This window comes from Emticicia fontis, from assembly GCF_054779675.1.
The window spans coordinates 23,868-45,940 of record NZ_BAAGXU010000030.1 but is presented as its reverse complement, the minus strand read 5'-3'; the positions used below and the strand labels follow the sequence as shown (position 1 = coordinate 45,940).

Genomic DNA, 22,073 nt, shown 5'->3' with positions numbered 1-22,073 from the left:
AATGTCTGCCGAACAAGTTATATTAATTAACCTATTGTTATACTTAGTAGGATTTTCGTTTTTATTATTCAAACGAAACACTTTAAGTGAACAATCTGTTGGTTTACTTTCGGTAACGCTCAATGTTATAGGTGTTCTTTTCTCAATGGGTATCCGCCTGAGCGATATTATGGGCGAGGTGATTCACTACGATTGGTTTTATATCGGCGATACCCTCTTCAGTATTGATATTATATTTAATGACCTCACTTTTCTGATGTATTTCCTGGTGCAGTTTATAGCACTTTGGGTACAGGTTTTCTCATTTAAATACATGGCCGGTGACCCGAGCTTCGGGCGATACTACGCTTATATCAACCTGTTTATTCTGGCAATGGTAGGTATAGTGGTATCAGGCAATCTGCTCATGATTTATATGTTCTGGGAGCTGGTAGGTGTCTGTTCTTACTTATTGATTGGATTCTGGTACGAAAAACAATCGGCTACTAATGCTGCAAAAAAAGCCTTTCTGGTCAATCGCATAGGTGATATTGGCTTTCTGATTGGGATTTTTCTGATTTATCGATATTTCGGCACGTTTGATATTGCTTTGATTGTTGAAAAAGCCAAATTGATTCCGGCTGCCCAATTCAACACTCCCATTTTAACTACGATGGGCTTATTGATTTTCTGTGGTTGCATTGCCAAATCGGCACAATTGCCTCTGCAAGTCTGGTTACCTGATGCGATGGAAGGCCCGACACCTGTTTCAGCCCTGATTCATGCAGCTACTATGGTGGCAGCAGGTATATTTCTGATGGCAAGGCTTTTCCCGATTCTGAATCATGATGCACTATTTGTAATGGCTATGGTGGGTACTGCCACTGCCTTTTTTGGTGCTTGCTCAGCGTTGAATCAATATGACATTAAAAAACTACTGGCCTATTCTACCATTTCTCAATTAGGATTGATGGTGATAAGTTTAGGAATAGGGGCTGTCAATGCAGCGCTTTTCCATTTAGTAACCCATGCTTTTTTCAAGGCTGGTTTGTTTTTATCGGCAGGAGCGGTTATTCATTATACCCATCATCAACAGGATATGCGGCATATGGGGAATTTACGTAAGCAAATCCCTATCATCTTCTATTGCTACACTATCTGTGCTGCGGCTTTAGCTGGCATCCCCTTATTCTCAGGTTTCTTGTCAAAAGACGCCATTATTGTAGCGGCGTTTGAGTGGGCAGCTAATCAGCCCTCGCAAGTTTATTTTATCGTTCCAGCAGTTTGTTTGATTGTATCAGGTATGAGTGCCTACTATATGATGCGCCAGATATATCTGGTTTTTCTGGAAAGAGAAGACAATCCTTTGGAATTGATTTCATCAGGAGCCTTGAGTTTTTATAAAAATGTGGCGAAACGCATAGAGGGTATTGTAAAAGTAGAAGATGATAATAACGATGAAGATAAATTAACTCTTGAGTCATTCTATGAGGCGCTTTCGGTAATCGGGCCGATGGAATTGTCGGTAATTGTGATGGCAATAGCCTCAATAGGCTTTGTTTTCTCAATAAACCCTTTTTATGCTGAGAGCAGCTGGTTTTTTGAGACTTTCCCACATGAATCCAAGAATTATCACTGGATAGCTTATGTAGCCATTCTGGTATCTTTGAATGGTGTTTTGCTAGGCTATATCTATACGAAGGAAGAAAGCAACAGATTGGATAAATACAAAACCCAGCCGGATGGTTTTATTGCGCGGCTGGTATTTCATAACTTTTATCTGAGCGAATTATATCAGGCGGTATTTGTGAATCCGATGGTGTGGATTAGTCCTATTCTGCACAAATTTGACGGCATCATTATTGATGGATTTGTGAATCTGATGGCGAAGATATTTGTAGGTATTTCGGTATTTGTGCGTTGGATTGAAGAAAATGTAATTGATGGAATTGTTAATTTTATTGCAAATCTGATCAATAAACTGGGGCATTATACCCGTCAAATACAAAATGGGAAAGCACAAACCTACATCATTACGATTTTTGTTTGTCTGGTCTTAATTATAGTTTTATTAATCATATAACCTAAAACAAATTCTCGTTCTGAGAATCGTGGCATGAATAATATTTTACTTTCAACATTGATTTTCCTTCCCATTATTGCGGCGGCATTGGTGTTGTTATTGCCTAATGCTTACAAAGATTCGTTTAAATGGATTTCAATATTGGTAAGTATTATCAATCTTCTGAATATTTTTACTCTCTATAATACTTTCGACCGTAAACTATCCACTTTTCAGTTTCTGGAACAATATGAATGGATACGAATGGGGCTTGGTAATCTGGGTATACTTTCTATAGATTATATTTTAGGAGTTGATGGTATTAATATGCCGATGGTTCTGCTTTCAGGCATTATATTTTTAGCGGGTGCGGTGGCTTCATTTAATATTGAGCATCGGCCTAAGGCTTATCATGCATTGTATTTATTATTATCGGGTACTGTAATTGGTTGTTTTGTAGCACTTGATTTCTTCCTGTTCTTTATTTTCTTCGAATTCATGTTGTTGCCTATGTACTTCCTGATAGGAATCTGGGGGGGTGAGCGCAGAGAATATTCAGCCATTAAGTTTTTCATTTATACATTTGTTGGCTCTATTTTTATCCTGATTGTAATGATTGGTCTGACGATGTCGGTCAATGATACCTTCTTCTCACAGGAACTGGGCACAGTTGTTCATACCTTCGATTTCAGGTTTTTAGGTGATTTCAAAAACTATATTTCCGGTTCATTACTATCACCAGATAGCACTCAGCTTATTTTTGGTGTTCCGGCACGTATGTTTGCCTTTATTTTGCTGCTGATAGGCTTCGGAATTAAACTTCCGACAGTACCTTTACATACATGGTTACCTGATGCGCACGTTGAAGCCCCAACTCCCGTATCTGTTATTCTTGCGGGTGTATTGCTGAAAATCGGTGCGTATGGCTTTATTCGTATTGCTTATGGGTTCTTCCCTGATATGGCCTATGAATGTACTTACATAGTGGCCGGAGCGGGTGTATTATCTATTATTTATGGCGCTTTTAATGCTTTGGCTCAGGAAGACTTAAAGAAAATGATAGCCTATTCTTCGGTTTCTCACATGGGTTTTGTATTATTAGGCCTGGCTTCAATGACAGCCGAGGGGGTTAACGGAGCAGTTTATCAGATGTTTGGGCACGGGATTCTATCAGCCATGCTCTTCCTGATTGCCGGCGTGCTTTATGATAGAACACATAATCGTTTGATTGATAATTTCAGAGGGCTATCTTCCAAAATGCCACTTTATACTGTAGCCGTTACGATAGGCTTCTTTGGCGCTTTAGGCTTACCCTCTTTGCCAGGCTTCATTGGTGAGTTCTTTACATTGATGGGTGGTTTCCGGTCAGAGGTTTTACCTGATTGGGTGCCTATGTTAGCTACTCTTGGCCTGGTATTATCTGCAGGTTATTTTCTCTGGACATTGCAAAAGATGTTCTTCGGGAAATTCTGGGTTAATCGTAATCATGAAAACCATATGAAAGACCTCGATATCAGAGAAATGGTGATGCTCTATGGGTTAGCAGCTATGGCTGTGATATTTGGAATTTTCCCGAATCTGATTTTTGATATAAGTGGCGAAACCGTCAAACTATTTTTACAGAAATTTTAAAAGAACAAGCATCTGATGCTTCAAATGATAGCTACTAATGATTAGTAGATAACACAGGTAATGCTCGAAAAACTCTCACATATTTTATTCAGTACAAGGCTGTTATTGCCGGAATTGGTCTTTGCAGGGATATTTTTAATCATTGTTACGATTGTTGCTTTTTCAAAAAAATCCCGTCATAGCCATAACCTTTATAATACCCTTACCATCAGTATCCTGATTACGATAGGCTTTGTATTCTATGTGTTCCTGAGTTTTTTAGAACAATATTTCGACTCAGGAGTAATGCTGTTCCACAACCTCATTTATCTGGATAAACTGAGTATTTTCTTCAAAATTATCATTACCATTTCGGCCATTTCGGTTATTCTGCATTTATGGATAATCGGTTATAAGGTAGTTGGTGAGTTCTATGCGATTTTTCTGGCTTTAATCTTAGGGCTTTTTGTTCTGAGTATGACTACCCACCTGTTGATGCTTTATGTGGCTCTGGAAATGGTTTCTATCTGCTCGTATATTCTGGTAGCCATTAATAAATCAAAAGCTAATGCCGAGGCAGGGATTAAATATTTGCTGACAGGTGCTACGAGTTCGGCAGTAATGTTATACGGAGTGTCTTTACTGTATGGAATGACTGGTACATTGAATTTTGGCAGTCAGGAGTTTGCTACTTTCCTGGCACAAAATCCTTCGTGGGTAGCCAATGTTGCCGTATTTATGACCATTGGTGGCTTATTATTTAAACTATCTGCAGCCCCTTTTCATAGCTGGACGCCCGATGTATATGAAGCTACGCCTACTCCTATTGTTGCTTTTCTATCTATTGCTCCTAAGATTGGTGTCATCATTGTAATGATTCGTTTCCTGAGTGGCCTGAGTATTGATTTCAGATTGATTTTAGCCATTGTAATTATAGGTTCTTTATTTATAGGCAATTTATCTGCTTTGTGGCAGAATAACACCAAGCGGATGCTGGGTTATTCTACCATTGCTCACGCAGGTTTTATGTTAGTGGGCTTACTGGCACTCAATCAGTTTGGCGTGCAGTCGGCTATTTTTTATGTAACCACGTATCTATTCATTACCTTATCGGCCTTTCTTCTGGTCGATTTATTAGCGCTCAAAACCGAGAGTTATGAATTATCAAGCCTGAAAGGATTGGGACAAGAAAATATTTTTCTAGGTTTGGCGGCGGTAGTAATTATGATTGCACTGGTGGGCTTCCCCCCTACTGTAGGCTTCACGGGAAAACTGCTGATATTCACTGCCCTTTGGGACTCTTATCAGGATTCGGGCAATAAGCTTTTACTAATCGTTCTGATCATCAGTTTATTGAATACGGCTATATCGTTATTCTATTATCTGAAAATCCCATTCTACATGATTTTCAAAGAGCCGCAAGGAAGTGCCCGACGCTATGAATTAGATACATTGAAAAGCATTTTCTTATTCCTTTTTATTTTCGTACTGGTTTATTTATTCATCAAGCCAGATTTGATTATGACCATGATTGAAATGCTCTAGGTCTATTTCAATCGTGTCAGTTTCATAATCAGAGAATCTTTCTGGTACATCCCGCGCATCACCATTGTGCTATCCTGAATCTGATAGTTGAGTTTCAGCGAATCATTTTTATTGGTAGAGTTTTGGAGTGCTACTTTAACCAGATGCTTGGCTTCGTCTACTTCATATTGTCCGTGTAGGTCTTTGCTATCATTAAACTGATACGGATTGTATTTAATCAGGCATCCATAACGCCATTCAAAATAAATCTTCGACCATGCTGAATCAGCTGTTGCTACTGAAGGAATAGTTGTGCGGTTATGCATTGTAATTTCGTCTACTTTCCAGACCCCATGAATGGCCGATTTAGGCTGAATGCTACCTCTGAGCAGGTAGATATGCAGAAAGGCCCCACCTATAATAATTACCCTGAGCAGATTTAAAAAGACGGTTTTTTTATTGAAATAGAAGTATTCTTTATAAGACAAAAAGGCGTAGACGAGTTTGTCGACATCAAGAAACATCAGGAAAATCAGGATGAAAGTGTAGTGTAATGAATTGTAATAAGCCAGTGAAGAAATCTGATAGAAATGGTCTATGAAATCGATGTTTACCAGAATTGGTAATAAGATAAAAGTTGCCAGCAGGCGGGTTTTGCGGAAAATGAGGAGAATTGCCCCCCCTACCTGCATAGCTCCTAAAATAAATGCAAAAGTAGGTGAATAGCCAAAGTAGGTCCAGGTAAGCCAGAATCCATTCAACTCTCCAACCGGACTTTCCAGAATAAAATTAGGCGCCTGAAATTGTGTTTTTAATATTTTGGCGGCTCCATAGGTGGCTATATAATGCGCTACATAATAAGCAATAATCGGCTGAAACCACTGGTGTAAATCTGTTTTCTTAATAAACTTATGCCAAACAAAAGCCAGTCCCGCACTCAAAGCCAGTAGCACTCCGCAAACAATCCAGATGAGTTGAGCATTGGTAACAACCTGCATTTGTAAGCCTGTAGCGAAATCGAAATACTGGGTAAGACCAATGATAACCAGTAGCATAAAAAAGACCTCGAAGAACTTGAGGAAGTAGGACTTGTTAGTTTTCATGTGGAAGTATAAAGTTAATTGAGGCGGGAAAATTAAGCCAAAACCTTGGGAATTTCAAATTTTGCCCAAAGATTTGATTGAGTGACGGCTTGTAAATATGCGTACTCTCTTATAAAAAAAGTGAATTATGAGTAAGAAAATATTTTTGAAAAGTTACTGGTTATACATGATAATTGCCCTGTCAAAATTTGATATAGCACTTAATAAAGCATAGGTGAAGCATATACATAAGCATAGATAGTGTAGGTAAATAAGGTGATAAAACTAAAAAACATATAAGTTATTGAAATTGTAGTCCTGATGGAGGCTTTAGAGATTTTTTTGAAAATACCATTTGATAGGGCGTCCTCGAATGCTGTTCTCACCCTCAAAGTCTCCCGTGAGAGTTGAGGAGGAGACTAACAGTCTGATTTTAGCGAAAATCTCTCCAAATGCTTTGAAATCATAATTGTAAGTCGGAAATTTAGGGGAGGCTCAGTCTTGGATGATGATTTACATAACTTTATGACCATGGACGAAAATAAAAGAGAGATTAATACAAGTGGCAGCGACATAACTTGCTTTATAACAACCGCAATAGCGACACCAGAAAAGGTATACAATACGGTGAATACCTTTTTGAACAAGGGTTTGAATAATTTCAAGGCAGTCAGAGTAGAGACCACCAAAACTAAACCTGAAAAGGTAGACGCTACGGTGACTACCTTTTGAGACAATGACAGAAATGGTTAGCAGAAAATCAAATTAGTGACCTCTCAAACGGAACAGAAAAAGGTTAAAAATTGCATGGTAAGAATAGTCTAACACCCACCAAATTTTTATCTATATTGCATTGTATTTTCTGAACGAGAAAAATTAATTCCACCCTACATTTTATGATTCTCTAACATCTATCAACATGAAAAAACAACTCTTACTATTCATTCTATTTATCTCATTCATTACTCAAGCTCAACAAACGGTTGATTCTCGCCAGAAAGAAATCGTTTTTACGAACGTTTCGGTGATTCCGATGACCTCTGAAACAGTTTTACCTAACCAAACAGTTGTGGTTAAAAATGGGGTAATTACAAACATAGGCTCAAAAATCAATTATGATAAAAGTGCTTTGGTAATTGATGCCAAGGGCAAATACCTGATGCCAGGCTTAACTGAAATGCACGCACATGTGCCACCGACAGATGATTTAAAGGCTATAAAAGATGTGCTGTTGCTCTTTGCAGCCAATGGGGTTACGAGTATCAGAAGTATGTTGGGGCATCCGCTTCATCTGGAGGTACGGAGCCAGATAAAATCAGGAGAGATACTGGGGCCTCGTTTGTATACTTCTGGGCCGTCATTTAGCGGGCAAAGTGTGAAAACACCCGAAGAAGGTATTGAAAAAGTAAGAAGTCAGAAAAAAGCAGGCTATGATTTCATGAAAATGCATCCGGGTATTACCAAAAATAATTTTGAAGCCATTGTAAAAACAGCCAAAGAAGAAAATATGCCCTTTGCAGGACACGTATCTTTTGGCGTAGGTGTATGGCGTTCAGCAGAAGCAGGATATGCCACTATAGACCATTTAGATGGTATTATCGAGGCTATGATGCCAAGACTGGATACCTTAACTGAAGCTGAAGCTGGTTTGTTTGGCTTATATGTAGGCCATAATGCTGACGTAACGAGACTAGATAAAATCCTGAAAACGCTTAAAGACAATCATGTGTGGATAGTACCAACCCAAACTTTGGCTGAGCATTGGCAATCGCCTAATCGTACTTCTGAAGACATATTATCATGGCCAGAAATGAAATATATGGATAAATCGACATTGGATGGTTGGGCAAGAGCTAAAAACAGTACCATGAAAAACCCACAATATAAGCCAGAATCGGTATTAAAATTTATTGATGTAAGGCGCCGAATTATCCGTGAATGTCAGCGCCAGGGAGTTGGCTTATTGTTAGGTTCTGATGCTCCACAGGTGTTTAGTGTACCTGGATTCTCTTTAAAACACGAATTGGATTATCTGGTACAATCAGGTTTGACGCCTTATCAGGCATTGCAAACCGGTACGGTGAATATCGGCAAGTTTTTCAAAAATGATAATCTGGGTGTCATTAAAAAAGGAGCGATTGCTGATTTGGTATTGTTAAATGATAATCCTTTGAAAGATGTAACAGCCGTTGGTTCTGTACAAGGGGTTATGCTTGATGGCCGTTGGTTGGCGAAGAATGAGATTGATGAGATGTTGAAAAAGCTGGTGAAGAATTAAAAATAATAGTTTCTGGATATAGATGTATAACAATACGTCTATCGATTTAAATGAACTTATTTATATTAAAAAAATAGAATTTATAGGCCAGTGGAGGCGTATTACATTATGTCTCCACTAAATTTAAAATTATAACTAAGAAAAAATGGATGAAAAGAACCATTTCTATTTCAGTTTTCTTAGTTTTGCTCAACTCATAAGACTCTGAACACGGTATGCCAACAAAATCAAATCTCGAAAAGCTACAAATACTTGACCGTAAAAATGCTGAAGCCGAAGAAGGTGGAGGAAAAAAAAGAATAGAAAGTCAGCACGCCAAAGGAAAACTCACTGCTCGCGAAAGGATAGAATTGTTGTTAGATGAAAACACCTTTGAAGAAATCGGCAAGTTTGTGATGCATCGAAGCAAAGATTTTGGGCTTGATAAGGAATATTACCTGGGCGATGGCGTGGTAACCGGCTATGGTTCGATTGCAGGTCGGTTAGTCTATGTGTTTGCACAGGATTTCACTGTTTTCGGAGGTTCTCTTTCTGAAACATATGCCGAAAAAATCTGTAAAATCATGGATATGGCCATGAAAAATGGCGCACCTCTGATTGGACTGAATGATTCTGGTGGGGCTAGGATACAGGAAGGCGTTAATTCATTGGCAGGGTATGCTGATATTTTCTACCGGAATACTTTAGCATCAGGCGTTATTCCTCAAATCTCTGCCATCATGGGACCTTGCGCCGGTGGTGCAGTTTATTCTCCTGCATTAACAGATTATATCTTTATGGTAGAGAACACTTCTTATATGTTTGTAACAGGGCCAAATGTGGTGAAAACCGTTACGCATGAAGATGTGACTTCTGAGGAATTGGGTGGAGCTATTACCCATGCTACCAAATCAGGGGTTACCCATTTTGTAGCGGCCAATGAGGTGCAATGTATCAATGATATCAAAAGATTGTTCAGCTATATTCCATCTAATTGTGAGGATCAAGCTCCGTTTGTTCCTTATGAATCTGATGGCAATGAAAAACGTCTTAAACTGGCTGACTTATTGCCAGAGAACCCGAATCAACCATATGATATCAGAGAATTAATTGATGAGTTGGTAGATACAGGTAGTTTTTTTGAAGTACATAAAGGTTTTGCCGAAAATATTGTTGTGGGTTTTGCTCATATGGGAGGTCGCAGTATAGGCATTGTGGGTAATCAACCTTCTGTGCTGGCCGGGGTTTTGGATATTGATGCCAGTATCAAAGGGGCTCGCTTTGTTCGCTTCTGTGATTGCTTCAATATTCCGCTTTTGGTTCTGGAAGATGTACCGGGATTTTTACCGGGTACAGATCAGGAATGGAATGGAATTATCATGCACGGGGCAAAATTATTATATGCTTTCTGCGAAGCTACAGTTCCACGTATTACAGTTATTACCCGTAAGGCCTATGGTGGTGCGTATTGCGTAATGAACTCTAAACACATTGGAGCAGATATGAATTATGCCTGGACCTCGGCCGAGATTGCCGTGATGGGTGCAGCCGGAGCAGCCGAGATTATTTTCCGTAAAGAAATCAGCGAAGCCAGCGACCCCAAAGCAGAATTACAGAATAAGGTTGACGAATATACAGAGAAGTTTGCGAACCCTTATAAAGCTGCACACAGAGGCTATATTGATGAGGTAATCAAACCGGAGGATACTCGTGAGAAGTTGCTGAAAGCCTTTAAAATGTTGGAAAACAAAGTGGAGACACTGCCGAGAAAGAAGCATGGCAATATACCATTGTAAGAAATGTTGAGTTTCGATTGTTAATTTTCGAATAAGAAATTCCTCATTTGACAATTAGAAATCTGAAATAGACAATTCAGAAACGTTTTACATAAATTTGTAGTTAGTTTTAGGAGTACTGACTTTATTTACACTTAATTATATTTATTCTTAGAAAAGACATCACTCTTTTCAAAAATTGTTATCTCAATTATGCTTGGAAAAACCGGAGTATTAATAGTAAATTTAGGTACACCTGACACTCCGAATGTACCTGATGTTAGAAAATATCTACGAGAGTTTTTGATGGATGGCCGGGTAATAGATATTCCTTACGCAAACCGTTGGCTTCTGATTAATCTCATCATTGCCCCTTTTCGTTCACCTAAATCGGCCAAAGTTTATAAAGAATTATGGACTGAAAAAGGCTCTCCATTAAAAATTTATGGAGAAAGGAATGAGAAGCAATTGCAGGAAGCATTAGGTGATGAATATGTGGTAAAACTGGCCATGCGCTACCAGAACCCAAGTATTGAGAAAGGATTGAAAGAATTGCAGTTGATGGGTTTAAGCAAAATCATCGTAGTACCTTTCTTCCCTCAATATGCTTCGGCTTCTACGGGTTCGGTTTATGAAGAAGTGATGCGGATAATTAGTCAATGGCAGGTGATTCCTCAATTGAAATTTGTTAATTATTTCTATAATCATCCAAAATTCATTAAAGCCTTTGCTGACAATGGCAGAAAACACCTTGAAAAGGGTAATTACGAATACGTAGTTTTCAGTTACCATGGTCTACCTGAAAGACAAATGACTAAGGCCGATTGCACAGGTAATACCTGCAAATTGGGGAGTTGCTGCGATAGTATTCATGCTTTGAATCAACATTGTTATAGGGCTTCTTGTTATGAGACTACGCGTTTATTGGTCAAAGAATTAGGTTTGCAAGAAGGCACTTATACCACTAGTTTTCAGTCACGTCTAGGTAAGGAGCCATGGATTCAGCCTTATACCGACAATGTAGTAAAAGAACTAGCACAAAAAGGCATAAAAAGAGTGCTTGCCTATTCTCCTGCTTTCGTGGCTGATTGTCTGGAAACTACAATCGAAGTAGCCGAAGAATACAGAGAGATGTTTGAAGAACATGGCGGTGAACACTGGCAATTGGTTGAAAGCCTCAATGACTCGGAACCTTGGATTGATTTGTTGACCGATCTGGTGAAACAACAAGAAAATTAAATACAGATAACCCCATAGAAAGAGGCTTGTGCTAAACAAAAGCATAAGCCTTTTAGTTTTTAGGCATAAAGTCCTCACACAAAACTATGTCTTATGAATACTATTTCTATCTGGGCAAGCCGTAACACCAAAAAGGCTATCACAGCAATCGTTATTATTGAATTTGCCAAAAGTATCATCGGGTTCGACATTGGTCAGCATTTCTTACCCAAGCTCTCCACAGGTTTTATTGAACTAGCCGTTTTAGGACTCGTTCTATTAATCACTTTTGTTCAGGCTAATTATAAGTATCAGGCACAATCCCTTAGTAAGGAAGCGCATCGTCAGCTACGCTTACAAAGCACCGGAATCGTCTTTCTGAGTAGCCTTTTATTATCTATCTTTTTAGGTAATCATTTTAAAAGTTTAGGTTATTCTATCAATAGCCCATTTACTGCTAATGCAGCAGTTAGTATATCAGCTGATAGCGTGCAAACTACAACTACCACAGTAGCGACAGAGAAAAAGCTTCATACAAAACACAAGTTCCGTTTATTTGCAAAGAAAACTGCTGACGATGATCCTTATAGCAATCGTCGCATTGGCTATGTATTATTGTTTTTATTGAGCCTTGTGCTTACTTATGTAGGCTTATATCTTACTTGTGGCATTTTATGTAGTGGCTTTGGTGTATTAGCATTACTCGTATTTCTGACAAGTCTGGGTGTTTTTTCAAGCGGACTCTACTTTCTTATTAAGGCCTTTAGCCATCCAGTCAAGCCTATTTCTATGATGGATAGAGCCGAAAAAAGAAAAGAACGCAGAAAATTCCTGCTCATATGGGGTATATTGAGCGTCGCCACTGGGATATTCTTATTAATTACCAATTCCTCAAATTAATTTAAGCCAGGAGTCCTGCCCTGACTTGTAAGCAAGACTCTTGGCATATTTATTTAAAACCCACAAAATTGATTTAAGTGCCCCTTTTAAAACCCAGCCGCGTGTCCGTCCTTTCTTGGATCAGATGCTCCGGTAAAGGTTTTTCGCTCAGGGTCATAGCGAATGGCCTGATAGCCACCATATAAACCCAGAATAAACCCTACTTTATGCCCTTTTTCCATTAAACCTCTTACTGTTGAGTATGGGAAACCAGACTCCATTGTCACCATGCCGCCATCTGTCATTTTTTCTCCGGTAGGTTCAGATGAACCCTCGTGATTCAATCGTGGAGCATCGCCCGCCTCTTGCAGATTCATGCCAAAGTCTATTACATTCATCACAATCTGCACGTGCCCCTGTGGCTGGAAAGCACCACCCATTACGCCAAAACTCATATAAGGTTTGCCATCTTTGGTAATAAAAGCAGGAATGATGGTATGAAACGGGCGCTTATGAGGTGCATAAGTATTATTTTCTCCCTCAGTTAAGCTATACATTTCTCCTCTATCCTGAAACATAAAACCTAATCCGTCAGCCATCATACCTGAGCCAAATCCTCTATAATTACTTTGAATCAGGGCTACCATATTGCCTTCTTTATCTGCAACAGTTAAGAAAATTGTATCACCATCTTTCAAAGCAGGGTTACCTGCTTCATAGCTGGCTGCGGCTCTATTCGGGTTGATTAGTTTACGTCTTTCAGCCGCATATTCTTTCGAAATCAATTGTTTTACCGGAATTTTAGCATATTCTGGGTCGGCATAATACTTGGCACGGTCTTCAAAGGCGAGTTTTTTAGCTTCCGTAAACAAATGCATGTGTTCGGTGCTACCATAAGGAATTTTCGAAAAATCATAAGCTTCCAGAATATTCAACATTTGAAGCACACAGATACCTTGTCCGTTGGGTGGTAACTCCCATACATCATAGCCACGATAATTGGTTGATACAGGGTCTACCCAGGTTGAGGTATGGTCGGCAAAATCTTTGGCAGTCAGGAAACCGCCATTTTTCTTCATAAATGCCTCAATTCCTTGTGGAATCTCTCCTTTATAAAAAGCATCGCGGCCTCCCCTGGCAATTTTCTCTAGCGTATTAGCCAGATTCGGATTCTTAAATATGTCGCCCTTTTTAGGTACTTCTCCATTCGGATAATAATGTTCTTTTACATTCGGAAACTTACCATACAAACGAGGCACAGCCGCCAATGAACTGGCTAACTCACCATGCACCGGAAAACCATTTCTACCATAATTGATAGCATGAGACAAGATTTTCTCCATAGGTAATTTACCAAATTTCTTATGCAGTTCGAACCAGCCATCTACACAACCAGGTACGTTAATGGGCAAAGGGCCGGTAGAAGGCAAATGGGTCAATCCTCTTTTTTTCAGTTCTGCTAATGTCAGGCTATAAGGAGAACGACCCGAAGCATTTAATCCATATAATCTCTGCGTTTTGGCATCCCATACAATGGCAAATAAATCTCCACCTATGCCATTCATGTGCGGTTCTACTACGCCTTCCATCGCATTGGCCGCAATAGCGGCATCAATGGCCGTGCCTCCCGCTCTCAATACCTCAATGGCGGCTTGTGTGCTTAGGGGATGCGAAGTACAGGCCATGCCATTCTGAGCGATTACTTCAGAGCGGGTGGCCTTCACACCGCCATATACACGGTCTTGCGGCCTGGCTGATTGAAAAATGGATAGTAACATAAGGCAAAGGAGGAGTTTTTTCATTGTAGGTTTTGGTTAAATAAATATTTGTTCGTTATTATATTTTGTTGATTGTCTGCCAATCAATACGGGCCTTTTTCAAAAAGGTTCCCACCATAAGGTCAACCTTTTCTGGTTCCGGTTGAGTGGAAAATACTTTCATAAACCCATCATTCAAAAAGGTATACACCGTAGTGACTACCTTTTCTGGTTTTGTTTCCAGGGTTGTTACTTTCACAGACTTCTGGTGCAAAAGGTATTCACCGTAGCGACTACCTTTTCTGGTTCTGTTTCCGTTACTTGTACTTTGATAATATTGCGCTTGAAGCGCTTTCTTTGACAGGACATTCCTTTCTTTTCGTTCATAGCAATTTTATTAGGTAAACGGCCAGTCGCAGATTGTTATCCCATGCTGGACGTCCCTTAAATTTCCGATTTTGGATTGTGTTTTCAAAGTATTTAAGGAGATTTCAGCTAAAATCATACTGCTGGATTATTGTTTTTAGTTTAAAGGTTTATTGTATCCTATATCCCCTTATTCACTCAGCGTTTTATCAATAATTTATAACAAAGAATACTAACATGAAATTTTATGTGTTATTATTGAGACAATAAATAGATAAACCGGAGGCGACCATCGCTCGTTTTGCTTCATTAATAGTTTATGAAATTCTGGATTGCTAGTGTTATTTGCTGTTGCTCCTTTACTGGTTTTGCTCAACAGGCAAAAATGAATGACTATGGAGATGTGAAAGTCGTATGGAATAATGATATTAAAGATTCTGTTTTCAGAGATTTTCAGGAGGGTATCAAGCGCACAAAGATATTAGAAGCCATCGCGCGTGATGTCAATGGTTATCTGGCTTTGCCGGAAGATCTCTATATTACCTTTGACGAATGCCACAGTAGCAATGCTTTTTATGATGAAAGCAGCAAAAAAGTAACAATTTGTTACGAAATGGTTTCTTATCTCTATGAATTATTCAAAACCAAAACCAAAGACCGTGCACAACTGCGTGAGATGGTAATTAACACGACTCTCTTTATTTTCTACCACGAAATGGGCCATGCGCTGATAGATTTAATGGATTTGCCCGTTACAGGAAAAGAAGAAGATACAGTTGATAACTTTTCTGTTTTCTTATTGGCTGATGGCAGTAGAAAAGGGTCTTTAGCAGTTTTAGATGGGGCCATTGCCTTTTACCTGATGGGAGAATCGGAACAGAATATCCCTTTAAAAAACCTGCAACTTTGGGATGAACATTCGCTTGACCATCAGCGCTTTTATCATATCATATGTATGCTCTATGGCTCTAATCCTACACAGAATCAGGCCCTGATTCGTCGGAAGATGCTGCCAATGTCGATGGTTAGCCGTTGTATGGAAGATTATCAGAAGATAAAAAAAGGCTGGCTGAAAGTACTGGAACCCTGGATAAAAAAATAGGGAAATGCCGATTGGCATTTCCCCGTGTTTTAGATGCAAAGTAGGCTTAATAATTGTAATCGTAATTGATTTTGATTACTTCGTACCAAATCTCTCCCTGATACACCACTGCTTTATATTGCACACCATCTACTATATAATAAGTTTCTCCGTCAATAATTACTTGTTCGTAACCATCAGGTATACTTTCAACCAATGCGCCTACCGGAGGCGGCACTACTTCGTATTGATTACCAACTGGTCGGTAATATGAACCATTATAATATCCATAGGAATGACCAAAGAATGTATACATCTGACAATCTAATGGCAATACGCTGATTCTTAAGCCAATCGGCGGAAATGAAACCCTAAAGGTGTTTCCATAAGGTCTGTAATAGATACCGTTGTAGTAACTATAGTTAATTCCTCCATAATAGATTGGCATACAAGCAGATGGCAATACATTTACTACAACGTTTCGACGTGGTAAATTATAGTATCTCCAGCTTGGACTACCATATCGCCCGTCGTATCTTCTGCTATTGTTATCATATCTGTAGCGTCTATCGTCATAACCTCTACGGTCATATCTGTCATAGCTTCCGCCTCTGTTGCCATAACTATTATCTCTACCACCTCTGTTATTATCCCAGCCACCTCTGTTGCCATAGTTATTATCTCTGCCACCTCTTGGGGTATTATCCCATCTGTTTCTATCTCCGTTGTTATTATCTCTTCCGCCACGTTCTGCATAGGTTCTGTCATTGTCATTCCCTCTACCACCTCTATCAGCTCCGTTTCTGTTGTTATCAGTCCATCCACCGCGATTGTTATCGGGTCTTGGCGTTTCTACTCTGCCTCCACCTGTACGAACATCCGGTTGTGGCTGAACTCTATCCGGGCGATTCAGTATACTACTTCCTCTGTCTTCTCTTCCTGCTGAACCTCTATCCGGGAAAGAACCTCTGCTTTCGCCTCTTGATGATGGCGCTGGAGTTTCCATTCGGCTGCCACGGGTTTCACCGCCTCTACTGCCAAAGCCGCCGCCTTCGCTGCCACCACGGCTCATGCCTACTCTATCGCTACCACCGTTTCCCCTCTCAACAGACCTCCTTTCAGAGCCACCGCTTCTTTCGCTCCTGGCACCGCCACCATTTCCACCCTCGTGCTCTCCTCCTCTTCTGCCTTGAGCAAAAGTATCAAGTGAGCCAAGAGTTAAACCTGCCATCAACATCAATGATGCAGCAATGCCTACGCTCTTTGTTGAAAAAGGTGCAGGTTTTATAGCATTTTGTTTCATTTCTTTCATTTTCTCCTTATTTATAGCTTATAGATGCTAATATTAGGTAAATGGTTTAATCTGATAACTATCGTTAACAATCATTAACATTATACAATCTTTAAACAGAAAAATCCTATCTACGTTATTTAGCAAACTTTAGCTTTCCAGTTTCAAAAACTAATCTTTTCTTTATTAATAACGCTGATAATGAGGTGATTATTCATTAAACACCGATCAATTCTCACAACCTCCGATTTTAGCCGTAAATACACTCCCACTGGTTGCTAAAAATCCGGCTCGTAGTTCAACTGCTTTTCCTGCATCATAAGTACTATTACCACCCGTCAATTGGTTTGAAGCAGTAATTTTATTAGATACTCTTTTATTTACTACACCGCTGCTCATATTATCGGTGAGCATACAGCCATGCGCGAACTCCTGCCACTCGATGGCATTGCTTACCCGTCTATTGACTAAAGTGGTTTTTACTGTATCATCTATATAAATTCGGGGGCGAGTAGCAAGTACCTGAACGGTAGCCAAAAAAGGCAATGAATAAAGAGGCAATAATATCAATCTGGTTTTCATAGGCATTGTTTTCTATGGCTTTATTGTAGCACTATTTCAGGACATGACACCTCTATTAAACAAAAAAGCCATCTTAGAAAAGATGGCTTTTTGCTACAACCCTAACCACTATGATGAAACAAAATTCTACTTTAATATTTTATTACGTTGACCAAATCCTCTACTTAATCCGGTAGAGTGATAGAGTACATATATGCCAAGCAACAACAACACACCAACTAAAAGGATTTGTAGCGGGTAAATCATGGCTATATTGTTGAGACTATTTCCGATTTCTAAAAGCGTAAACATTTTCTTATATATTATCTAGTTGAATGAACAATGCAAAGTTCTGAAACTCTATCGGAATATTTTAGCGTAAAAACCCCTAATCTTTATACGTGTTCTATGGTATTTTTCAAAAATTTATCCAGAACAGATTGAATATGAAGAGATTCTGAATAAAAATAGGTTAGTACAAAATACCTAAACATAAAGATCATAGAAGCAAACTCCCATTCTCCTGTTTCAAAATTACTATTACTTAGACGTAAAATTTCTATGAATGTTACAGAATATACGAAAATTTTTATTCTACGGTTGCTTATTACCACTTAATCAAAAAAATATATTTTATAAGCTCCATACTTAGTGAGAAAATAGCAGATTTGGCAGAAAATGCGTAAATAAATCAACATTCAAGCCCGTAGCATTTTGAGTACTTATATTTTTTAACCATTATTGTAATAAATAAAAAATCCGGATTGTGCTCTACTCCCTCAGGAGCGCCAGATCCGGTGCCATTAACCTAAACAATACGTCTCTTTTGGGGAGAGAGAAACCACTTCATTATGAAACTAAACATTACCTGGAAAATTTTTATAGGCATGACTTTGGGTATCATCGTAGGCTACCTGATGAATGTCTATCTTACCTCTGACCCCGAAGCACTTGCCTCTTATAGTGTATACCTGAATCTCTTAAGCAAAATTTTCCTGCGCTTGATAAAAATGATTATCGGGCCTTTGATTTTCTCTATTCTGACAGTAGGTATAGCTAAGTTGGGCGACTTTAAAACGGTTGGACGTATTGGAGCCAAAACGCTGGGTTATTTTTATTTTGCTACTATTTTATCCTTGCTCACAGGTTTGATTGCCGTGAATGTGCTCAGACCCGGCAAGATGATGCAAATAGATTTGCCAGCATCAGGTGCAGATACAGGTATTGAATCGAAAAAGATGACTCTGGAAAACTTCTTTACCCATCTTTTCCCGCAAAGCTTCTTTGAAGCATTGGCAACCAATGAAATCTTACAGATAGTAGTGTTCTCTATTTTCTTTGGTATTGCTACTGCTGCTATTGGCGATCATGGTAAAATTATCATTAAAGGACTAGATGCGGTAGCCGAGGTGATGTTTAAGATTGTAGGCTATGTGATGGGCTTTGCTCCTTATGCGGTTTTTGGTGCCGTAGCAGCTGTAATTGCACAAAAAGGTTTAGGTATTCTGGGTGGTTATTTATATCTGATTATCTGTTTCTTTGCTACACTGGCTTTCTTTATACTGGTTGTCTTACCGCTTATCTGTCTGTTTGCCAAAGTACCTTATTGGAAGCTCCTGGCTTATGTAAAAGATGCGTTGTTCTTATCATTCAGCACGGCGAGTTCAGAGGCTTCTATGCCTTTACAGATTGAACAATTGAAGAAATTCGGAGTATCAGAAAGAATCGTGAGTTTTGTATTGCCATTGGGTTACTCTTTCAATCTGGATGGCTCTATGATGTATATGACTTTTGCAACCGGATTCATTGCCCAAGCCTATGGCATCGAACTATCAATAGGCCAGCAGATAACGATGTTACTTACTTTGTTGATTACCAGTAAAGGTATTGCCGGAGTACCTCGGGCTTCGTTGGTAGTTATTGCTGGTACGATGTCTCTATTCAACTTACCGGCCGAGGGTTTAATCTTATTATTTGCCGTAGACTGGCTATTGGATATGGGTCGCTCTGCTACTTCTGTGGCAGGCAATGCCGTTGCAACGGCGATTGTAGCTAAATGGGAGAATGAATTAGGGTCTGCGAAGGCAGTTTAAATATATAAAGAGTTATACTCTGTAAATAAACATCTTAAAAAACACCTGATTTTGTCAAGCCAAGGCAGTGCCTTGGCTTGACTTTTATATACCTAGAGGATTATCTCAGACTCCTCTCCAATACCTCAACCAAAGCCCACATATCTTGTTCGGTATTATAGACATTCGGAGAAACACGAATGGCTACCGTGCGATTGGAGACGATGATTTTATTATTTAATAATTGCTCCGTAAAGCTTTGATTATCGATGCCTTGTGGGAGACTGATCCCTAATAAATGATGCCCCCGATAAGCTTCTGATTCAAGGCTACAACCCATGTTGACCAGAGCTTCTAAGGGCTTTTGTGAGATGCTCTGGCAGTATTGCTGAATATTGTCTACTCCCCAGTCCAGAATATGCGAAAGGGCCTCTTCTAACATTGGGAGCTGAATAAATTGCGAATACTCTCCTGCATTGTATCGTTGGGCAAAGAGGCGATAGTCTTTCTGATAGTTGATGAGTTGAGCGAACTTATCACTATTCACCCGATTGAGCCATGATTCTTCTACCGGAATGCCTTCATCGAAAAACGCACCGAAATAAGCCAATCCAATACTATAAGGCCCTAAAAGCCACTTATATCCGGCACAAATGACTGCATCAGGTTGGATAGTTTCTACATCAAAACTCATTGCCCCTACTGATTGAGTAGCATCAACAATCATTAAAGCGCCTACTTCTTTGCAACGCTTTGAAATTTCTGCGAGATTGAACTTTACCCCATATATCCAATGGATATTGGGTACAACTATCATCGCTGTTTCTGTAGTAATGCTATTCAATATGGCTTCATTCCATAGCTGCCCACGATTTCCTAAAGCATCAGGCTTAGCCACAGTATGATAGCTTAATGATAATTGCTGACTGACTCTTTCAAAGGCATACACATTATTCGGAAATTCATCCTGAACAAGAACAATATGCTTCTTGGTAGAAATATTCGGTAAGCGATGCAGGTTATTGGCTACTACTGCCATGCCATAAGATACTGCCGAAATAATAGCAACCCGCTGTGGATTATCTATATTGAGCAGTCGGGCAAATAGTTTTTGTACTCTTTCGGCTGGCTCAAAGTGGCTTTTAGGGTCAATCGTAAAAGGCCGGCTGGCTTTCATCAGCATACCTTCTGTACCTTTCTCTATCGACGTTTTGAGCATTGGGGCATAGGCTGCCCCATTCAGATAAGTAATGCCCTCTTCCAGGGCAAATAAATGTTTTTGGTTAGTCATATCGTTCCGGCTTATACAGCGAAATATCGATGCTTGTTTGCTCATTGTCAACAATTTCCTGTACTAATTTTCCGGTGCCCGGTGCCAGGCTTAATCCCATCATGGCATGACCAGAGGCAATAATCAGGTTTTTGTATTTATTCGTACGACCAATATATGGCAAGCCATCCGGCGAACAAGGGCGTAATCCTGACCATACTTTCTCCTGCTTAGGTACTTCTATCGAGTAATCGGGAAAAAACTCTGGTACGGCCTTAATAATGCCTCGTACGCGATTCATATTAATATCCTGATTGATGCCCCCTATTTCCATAGTTCCTCCAAAACGAATCAGGTTATCAGCCATAGGTGTAATGGCCACTCTGGCTTCCAATAAAATAGATGGAATGTTCAGCTTTTTACCTGTTTGCTGTTGAAGCGTAGTACTATACCCTTTTCCGGCCTGCATTGGCAGATTAATGTTCAATTGCTTAGCCAGAATTGGCGACCATGACCCCGTAGCAATAATTAGTTGCTCTACAGCTATCGTCTTACCCGATTGCGTTTTAATGCTTTTAATCGTACCATTATCCGCCTCAAAACCAGTTACCTCAGTATTATACAAAAACTCAACCCCTTGTTTTTGCAATAAATCCTTTAGTTTCTTAACTAATGCATTCGGGTATAAGTGCGCATCACCCGGATAATAGACCGCTCCGGCTACCTCAGGTTTAACTTCCGGCTCTAACTGATGCAAAGCAGCCAAATCTAAAACTCTGGCTTCAATGCCCAGTTTATTAGCCGTTTCAGCTACTTCTGCTTCCTCATGGAAATTATGCTCGGTTTTGCAAAGCATCATCAGGCCACGTTCTTCAAACGAAAAATCGTTTTTCTCATCTTTGGCAAAATCCTGATAGAGCTTTTTAGCCAACAGGCTTATATCACGCAAAGCAGGCATTGCCTTTTCAACCTGTTTAGGATTAGCTGCTTTAGCAAACTTCAATCCCCACGAAATTAAATCCCAGCTCAGTCGTGGTTTTACATAGAAAGGACTTTCCGAATTAAACATCCAGCGGATACCTTTCTCAATCATGCCCGGTACTGCCAGGGGGATAAAATGGCTGGGAACAATCATTCCTGCATTGCCATACGAACAGCCATCTGACCCATCAGTACGCTCAATGATGGTTATTTTATGCCCTTTTTGCTGCAGATAATAGGCCGAATATAGCCCGATAATACCACTGCCTATAATGACTGTATGCGGTAAATTTGCGTTTGTAGCCAT

General features: G+C 39.6%; 16 protein-coding genes. 10 read left to right on the top strand and 6 right to left on the bottom strand.

The window, feature by feature from the left end; genetic code table 11:
• The first annotated feature begins 1 nt into the window (after position 1).
• Genes nuoL through ACYVFA_RS14965 form a run of 3 tightly spaced genes read left to right on the top strand, consistent with a single transcriptional unit; the run spans position 2 to position 5,197 of the window.
• Complete coding sequence (gene nuoL / locus ACYVFA_RS14975; protein WP_460472650.1) at positions 2-2,062, top strand: NADH-quinone oxidoreductase subunit L; 2,061 nt, start codon at positions 2-4, stop codon at positions 2,060-2,062.
• A 33-nt stretch (positions 2,063-2,095) separates the two neighbouring features.
• Positions 2,096-3,673 (top strand): complex I subunit 4 family protein, encoded by a 1,578-nt coding sequence (locus ACYVFA_RS14970; RefSeq protein ID WP_460472649.1) that lies wholly within the window; start codon positions 2,096-2,098, stop codon positions 3,671-3,673.
• Between the two features lie 60 nt (positions 3,674-3,733).
• The gene (locus tag ACYVFA_RS14965; protein WP_460472648.1) at positions 3,734-5,197 is read left to right on the top strand and encodes an NADH-quinone oxidoreductase subunit N; all 1,464 of its coding nucleotides are present in this window, start codon (positions 3,734-3,736) and stop codon (positions 5,195-5,197) included.
• 2 nt (positions 5,198-5,199) lie between these two features.
• On the opposite strand, the gene ACYVFA_RS14960 is transcribed toward ACYVFA_RS14965, so the two are convergent.
• Positions 5,200-6,279 (bottom strand): hypothetical protein, encoded by a 1,080-nt coding sequence (locus ACYVFA_RS14960; RefSeq protein WP_460472647.1) that lies wholly within the window; start codon positions 6,277-6,279, stop codon positions 5,200-5,202.
• Between the two features lie 510 nt (positions 6,280-6,789).
• On the opposite strand from ACYVFA_RS14960, the gene ACYVFA_RS14955 reads away from it, so the two are divergent.
• From ACYVFA_RS14955 to ACYVFA_RS14935, 5 genes are all read left to right on the top strand, one after another.
• Positions 6,790-6,990 carry a hypothetical protein gene (locus ACYVFA_RS14955; RefSeq protein ID WP_460472646.1) on the top strand — a complete coding sequence of 67 codons (201 nt, stop codon included), beginning with the start codon at positions 6,790-6,792 and terminating at the stop codon, positions 6,988-6,990.
• Between the two features lie 187 nt (positions 6,991-7,177).
• Positions 7,178-8,536: an amidohydrolase family protein gene (locus ACYVFA_RS14950; RefSeq protein ID WP_460472645.1), complete on the top strand. Its 1,359-nt coding sequence runs from the start codon at positions 7,178-7,180 to the stop codon at positions 8,534-8,536.
• 215 nt (positions 8,537-8,751) lie between these two features.
• Positions 8,752-10,311, top strand: coding sequence for an acyl-CoA carboxylase subunit beta (locus ACYVFA_RS14945; RefSeq protein ID WP_460472644.1), 1,560 nt, complete (start codon positions 8,752-8,754; stop codon positions 10,309-10,311).
• Positions 10,312-10,503: 192 nt separating this feature from the next.
• Positions 10,504-11,529 carry a ferrochelatase gene (hemH, locus tag ACYVFA_RS14940; protein ID WP_460472643.1) on the top strand — a complete coding sequence of 342 codons (1,026 nt, stop codon included), beginning with the start codon at positions 10,504-10,506 and terminating at the stop codon, positions 11,527-11,529.
• 93 nt (positions 11,530-11,622) lie between these two features.
• Entirely contained in the window at positions 11,623-12,408 is a 786-nt protein-coding gene (locus ACYVFA_RS14935; RefSeq protein ID WP_460472642.1) for a hypothetical protein, read from the top strand.
• Positions 12,409-12,494: 86 nt separating this feature from the next.
• On the opposite strand, the gene ggt is transcribed toward ACYVFA_RS14935, so the two are convergent.
• Complete coding sequence (gene ggt, locus ACYVFA_RS14930) at positions 12,495-14,189, bottom strand: gamma-glutamyltransferase (protein ID WP_460472641.1); 1,695 nt, start codon at positions 14,187-14,189, stop codon at positions 12,495-12,497.
• Positions 14,190-14,829: 640 nt separating this feature from the next.
• Here ggt and ACYVFA_RS14925 point away from each other — a divergent pair.
• Positions 14,830-15,612, top strand: a complete 783-nt coding sequence (locus ACYVFA_RS14925; protein WP_460472640.1) for a DUF4344 domain-containing metallopeptidase — start codon at positions 14,830-14,832, stop codon at positions 15,610-15,612.
• Positions 15,613-15,658: 46 nt separating this feature from the next.
• On the opposite strand, the gene ACYVFA_RS14920 is transcribed toward ACYVFA_RS14925, so the two are convergent.
• A complete protein-coding gene (locus tag ACYVFA_RS14920; protein WP_460472639.1) occupies positions 15,659-16,903 on the bottom strand; it encodes a DUF6515 family protein in 1,245 nt (414 codons plus the stop codon).
• 207 nt (positions 16,904-17,110) lie between these two features.
• Positions 17,111-17,464 (bottom strand): 3-coathanger stack domain-containing protein, encoded by a 354-nt coding sequence (locus tag ACYVFA_RS14915; RefSeq protein WP_460472638.1) that lies wholly within the window; start codon positions 17,462-17,464, stop codon positions 17,111-17,113.
• An 830-nt stretch (positions 17,465-18,294) separates the two neighbouring features.
• On the opposite strand from ACYVFA_RS14915, the gene ACYVFA_RS14910 reads away from it, so the two are divergent.
• Positions 18,295-19,536, top strand: coding sequence for a dicarboxylate/amino acid:cation symporter (locus tag ACYVFA_RS14910; RefSeq protein WP_460472637.1), 1,242 nt, complete (start codon positions 18,295-18,297; stop codon positions 19,534-19,536).
• A gap of 100 nt (positions 19,537-19,636) precedes the next feature.
• Here the strand turns inward: ACYVFA_RS14910 and ACYVFA_RS14905 are convergent, their stop codons facing one another.
• On the bottom strand, positions 19,637-20,806 hold the full coding sequence (locus ACYVFA_RS14905; protein WP_460472636.1) for an aminotransferase class V-fold PLP-dependent enzyme: 1,170 nt from the start codon (positions 20,804-20,806) through the stop codon (positions 19,637-19,639).
• Complete coding sequence (locus ACYVFA_RS14900; protein ID WP_460472635.1) at positions 20,799-22,073, bottom strand: NAD(P)/FAD-dependent oxidoreductase; 1,275 nt, start codon at positions 22,071-22,073, stop codon at positions 20,799-20,801. Before ACYVFA_RS14900 ends, ACYVFA_RS14905 begins: the two co-directional genes overlap by 8 nt.

Coding starts and splice junctions, on each gene's coding strand:
- nuoL (WP_460472650.1), top strand. CDS start 2: ATGTCTGCCGAACAAGTTATATTAATTAACCTATTGTTATACTTAGTA.
- ACYVFA_RS14970 (WP_460472649.1), top strand. CDS start 2,096: ATGAATAATATTTTACTTTCAACATTGATTTTCCTTCCCATTATTGCG.
- ACYVFA_RS14965 (WP_460472648.1), top strand. CDS start 3,734: ATGCTCGAAAAACTCTCACATATTTTATTCAGTACAAGGCTGTTATTG.
- ACYVFA_RS14960 (WP_460472647.1), bottom strand. CDS start 6,279: ATGAAAACTAACAAGTCCTACTTCCTCAAGTTCTTCGAGGTCTTTTTT.
- ACYVFA_RS14955 (WP_460472646.1), top strand. CDS start 6,790: ATGGACGAAAATAAAAGAGAGATTAATACAAGTGGCAGCGACATAACT.
- ACYVFA_RS14950 (WP_460472645.1), top strand. CDS start 7,178: ATGAAAAAACAACTCTTACTATTCATTCTATTTATCTCATTCATTACT.
- ACYVFA_RS14945 (WP_460472644.1), top strand. CDS start 8,752: ATGCCAACAAAATCAAATCTCGAAAAGCTACAAATACTTGACCGTAAA.
- hemH (WP_460472643.1), top strand. CDS start 10,504: ATGCTTGGAAAAACCGGAGTATTAATAGTAAATTTAGGTACACCTGAC.
- ACYVFA_RS14935 (WP_460472642.1), top strand. CDS start 11,623: ATGAATACTATTTCTATCTGGGCAAGCCGTAACACCAAAAAGGCTATC.
- ggt (WP_460472641.1), bottom strand. CDS start 14,189: ATGAAAAAACTCCTCCTTTGCCTTATGTTACTATCCATTTTTCAATCA.
- ACYVFA_RS14925 (WP_460472640.1), top strand. CDS start 14,830: ATGAAATTCTGGATTGCTAGTGTTATTTGCTGTTGCTCCTTTACTGGT.
- ACYVFA_RS14920 (WP_460472639.1), bottom strand. CDS start 16,903: ATGAAAGAAATGAAACAAAATGCTATAAAACCTGCACCTTTTTCAACA.
- ACYVFA_RS14915 (WP_460472638.1), bottom strand. CDS start 17,464: ATGAAAACCAGATTGATATTATTGCCTCTTTATTCATTGCCTTTTTTG.
- ACYVFA_RS14910 (WP_460472637.1), top strand. CDS start 18,295: ATGAAACTAAACATTACCTGGAAAATTTTTATAGGCATGACTTTGGGT.
- ACYVFA_RS14905 (WP_460472636.1), bottom strand. CDS start 20,806: ATGACTAACCAAAAACATTTATTTGCCCTGGAAGAGGGCATTACTTAT.
- ACYVFA_RS14900 (WP_460472635.1), bottom strand. CDS start 22,073: ATGGCTACAAACGCAAATTTACCGCATACAGTCATTATAGGCAGTGGT.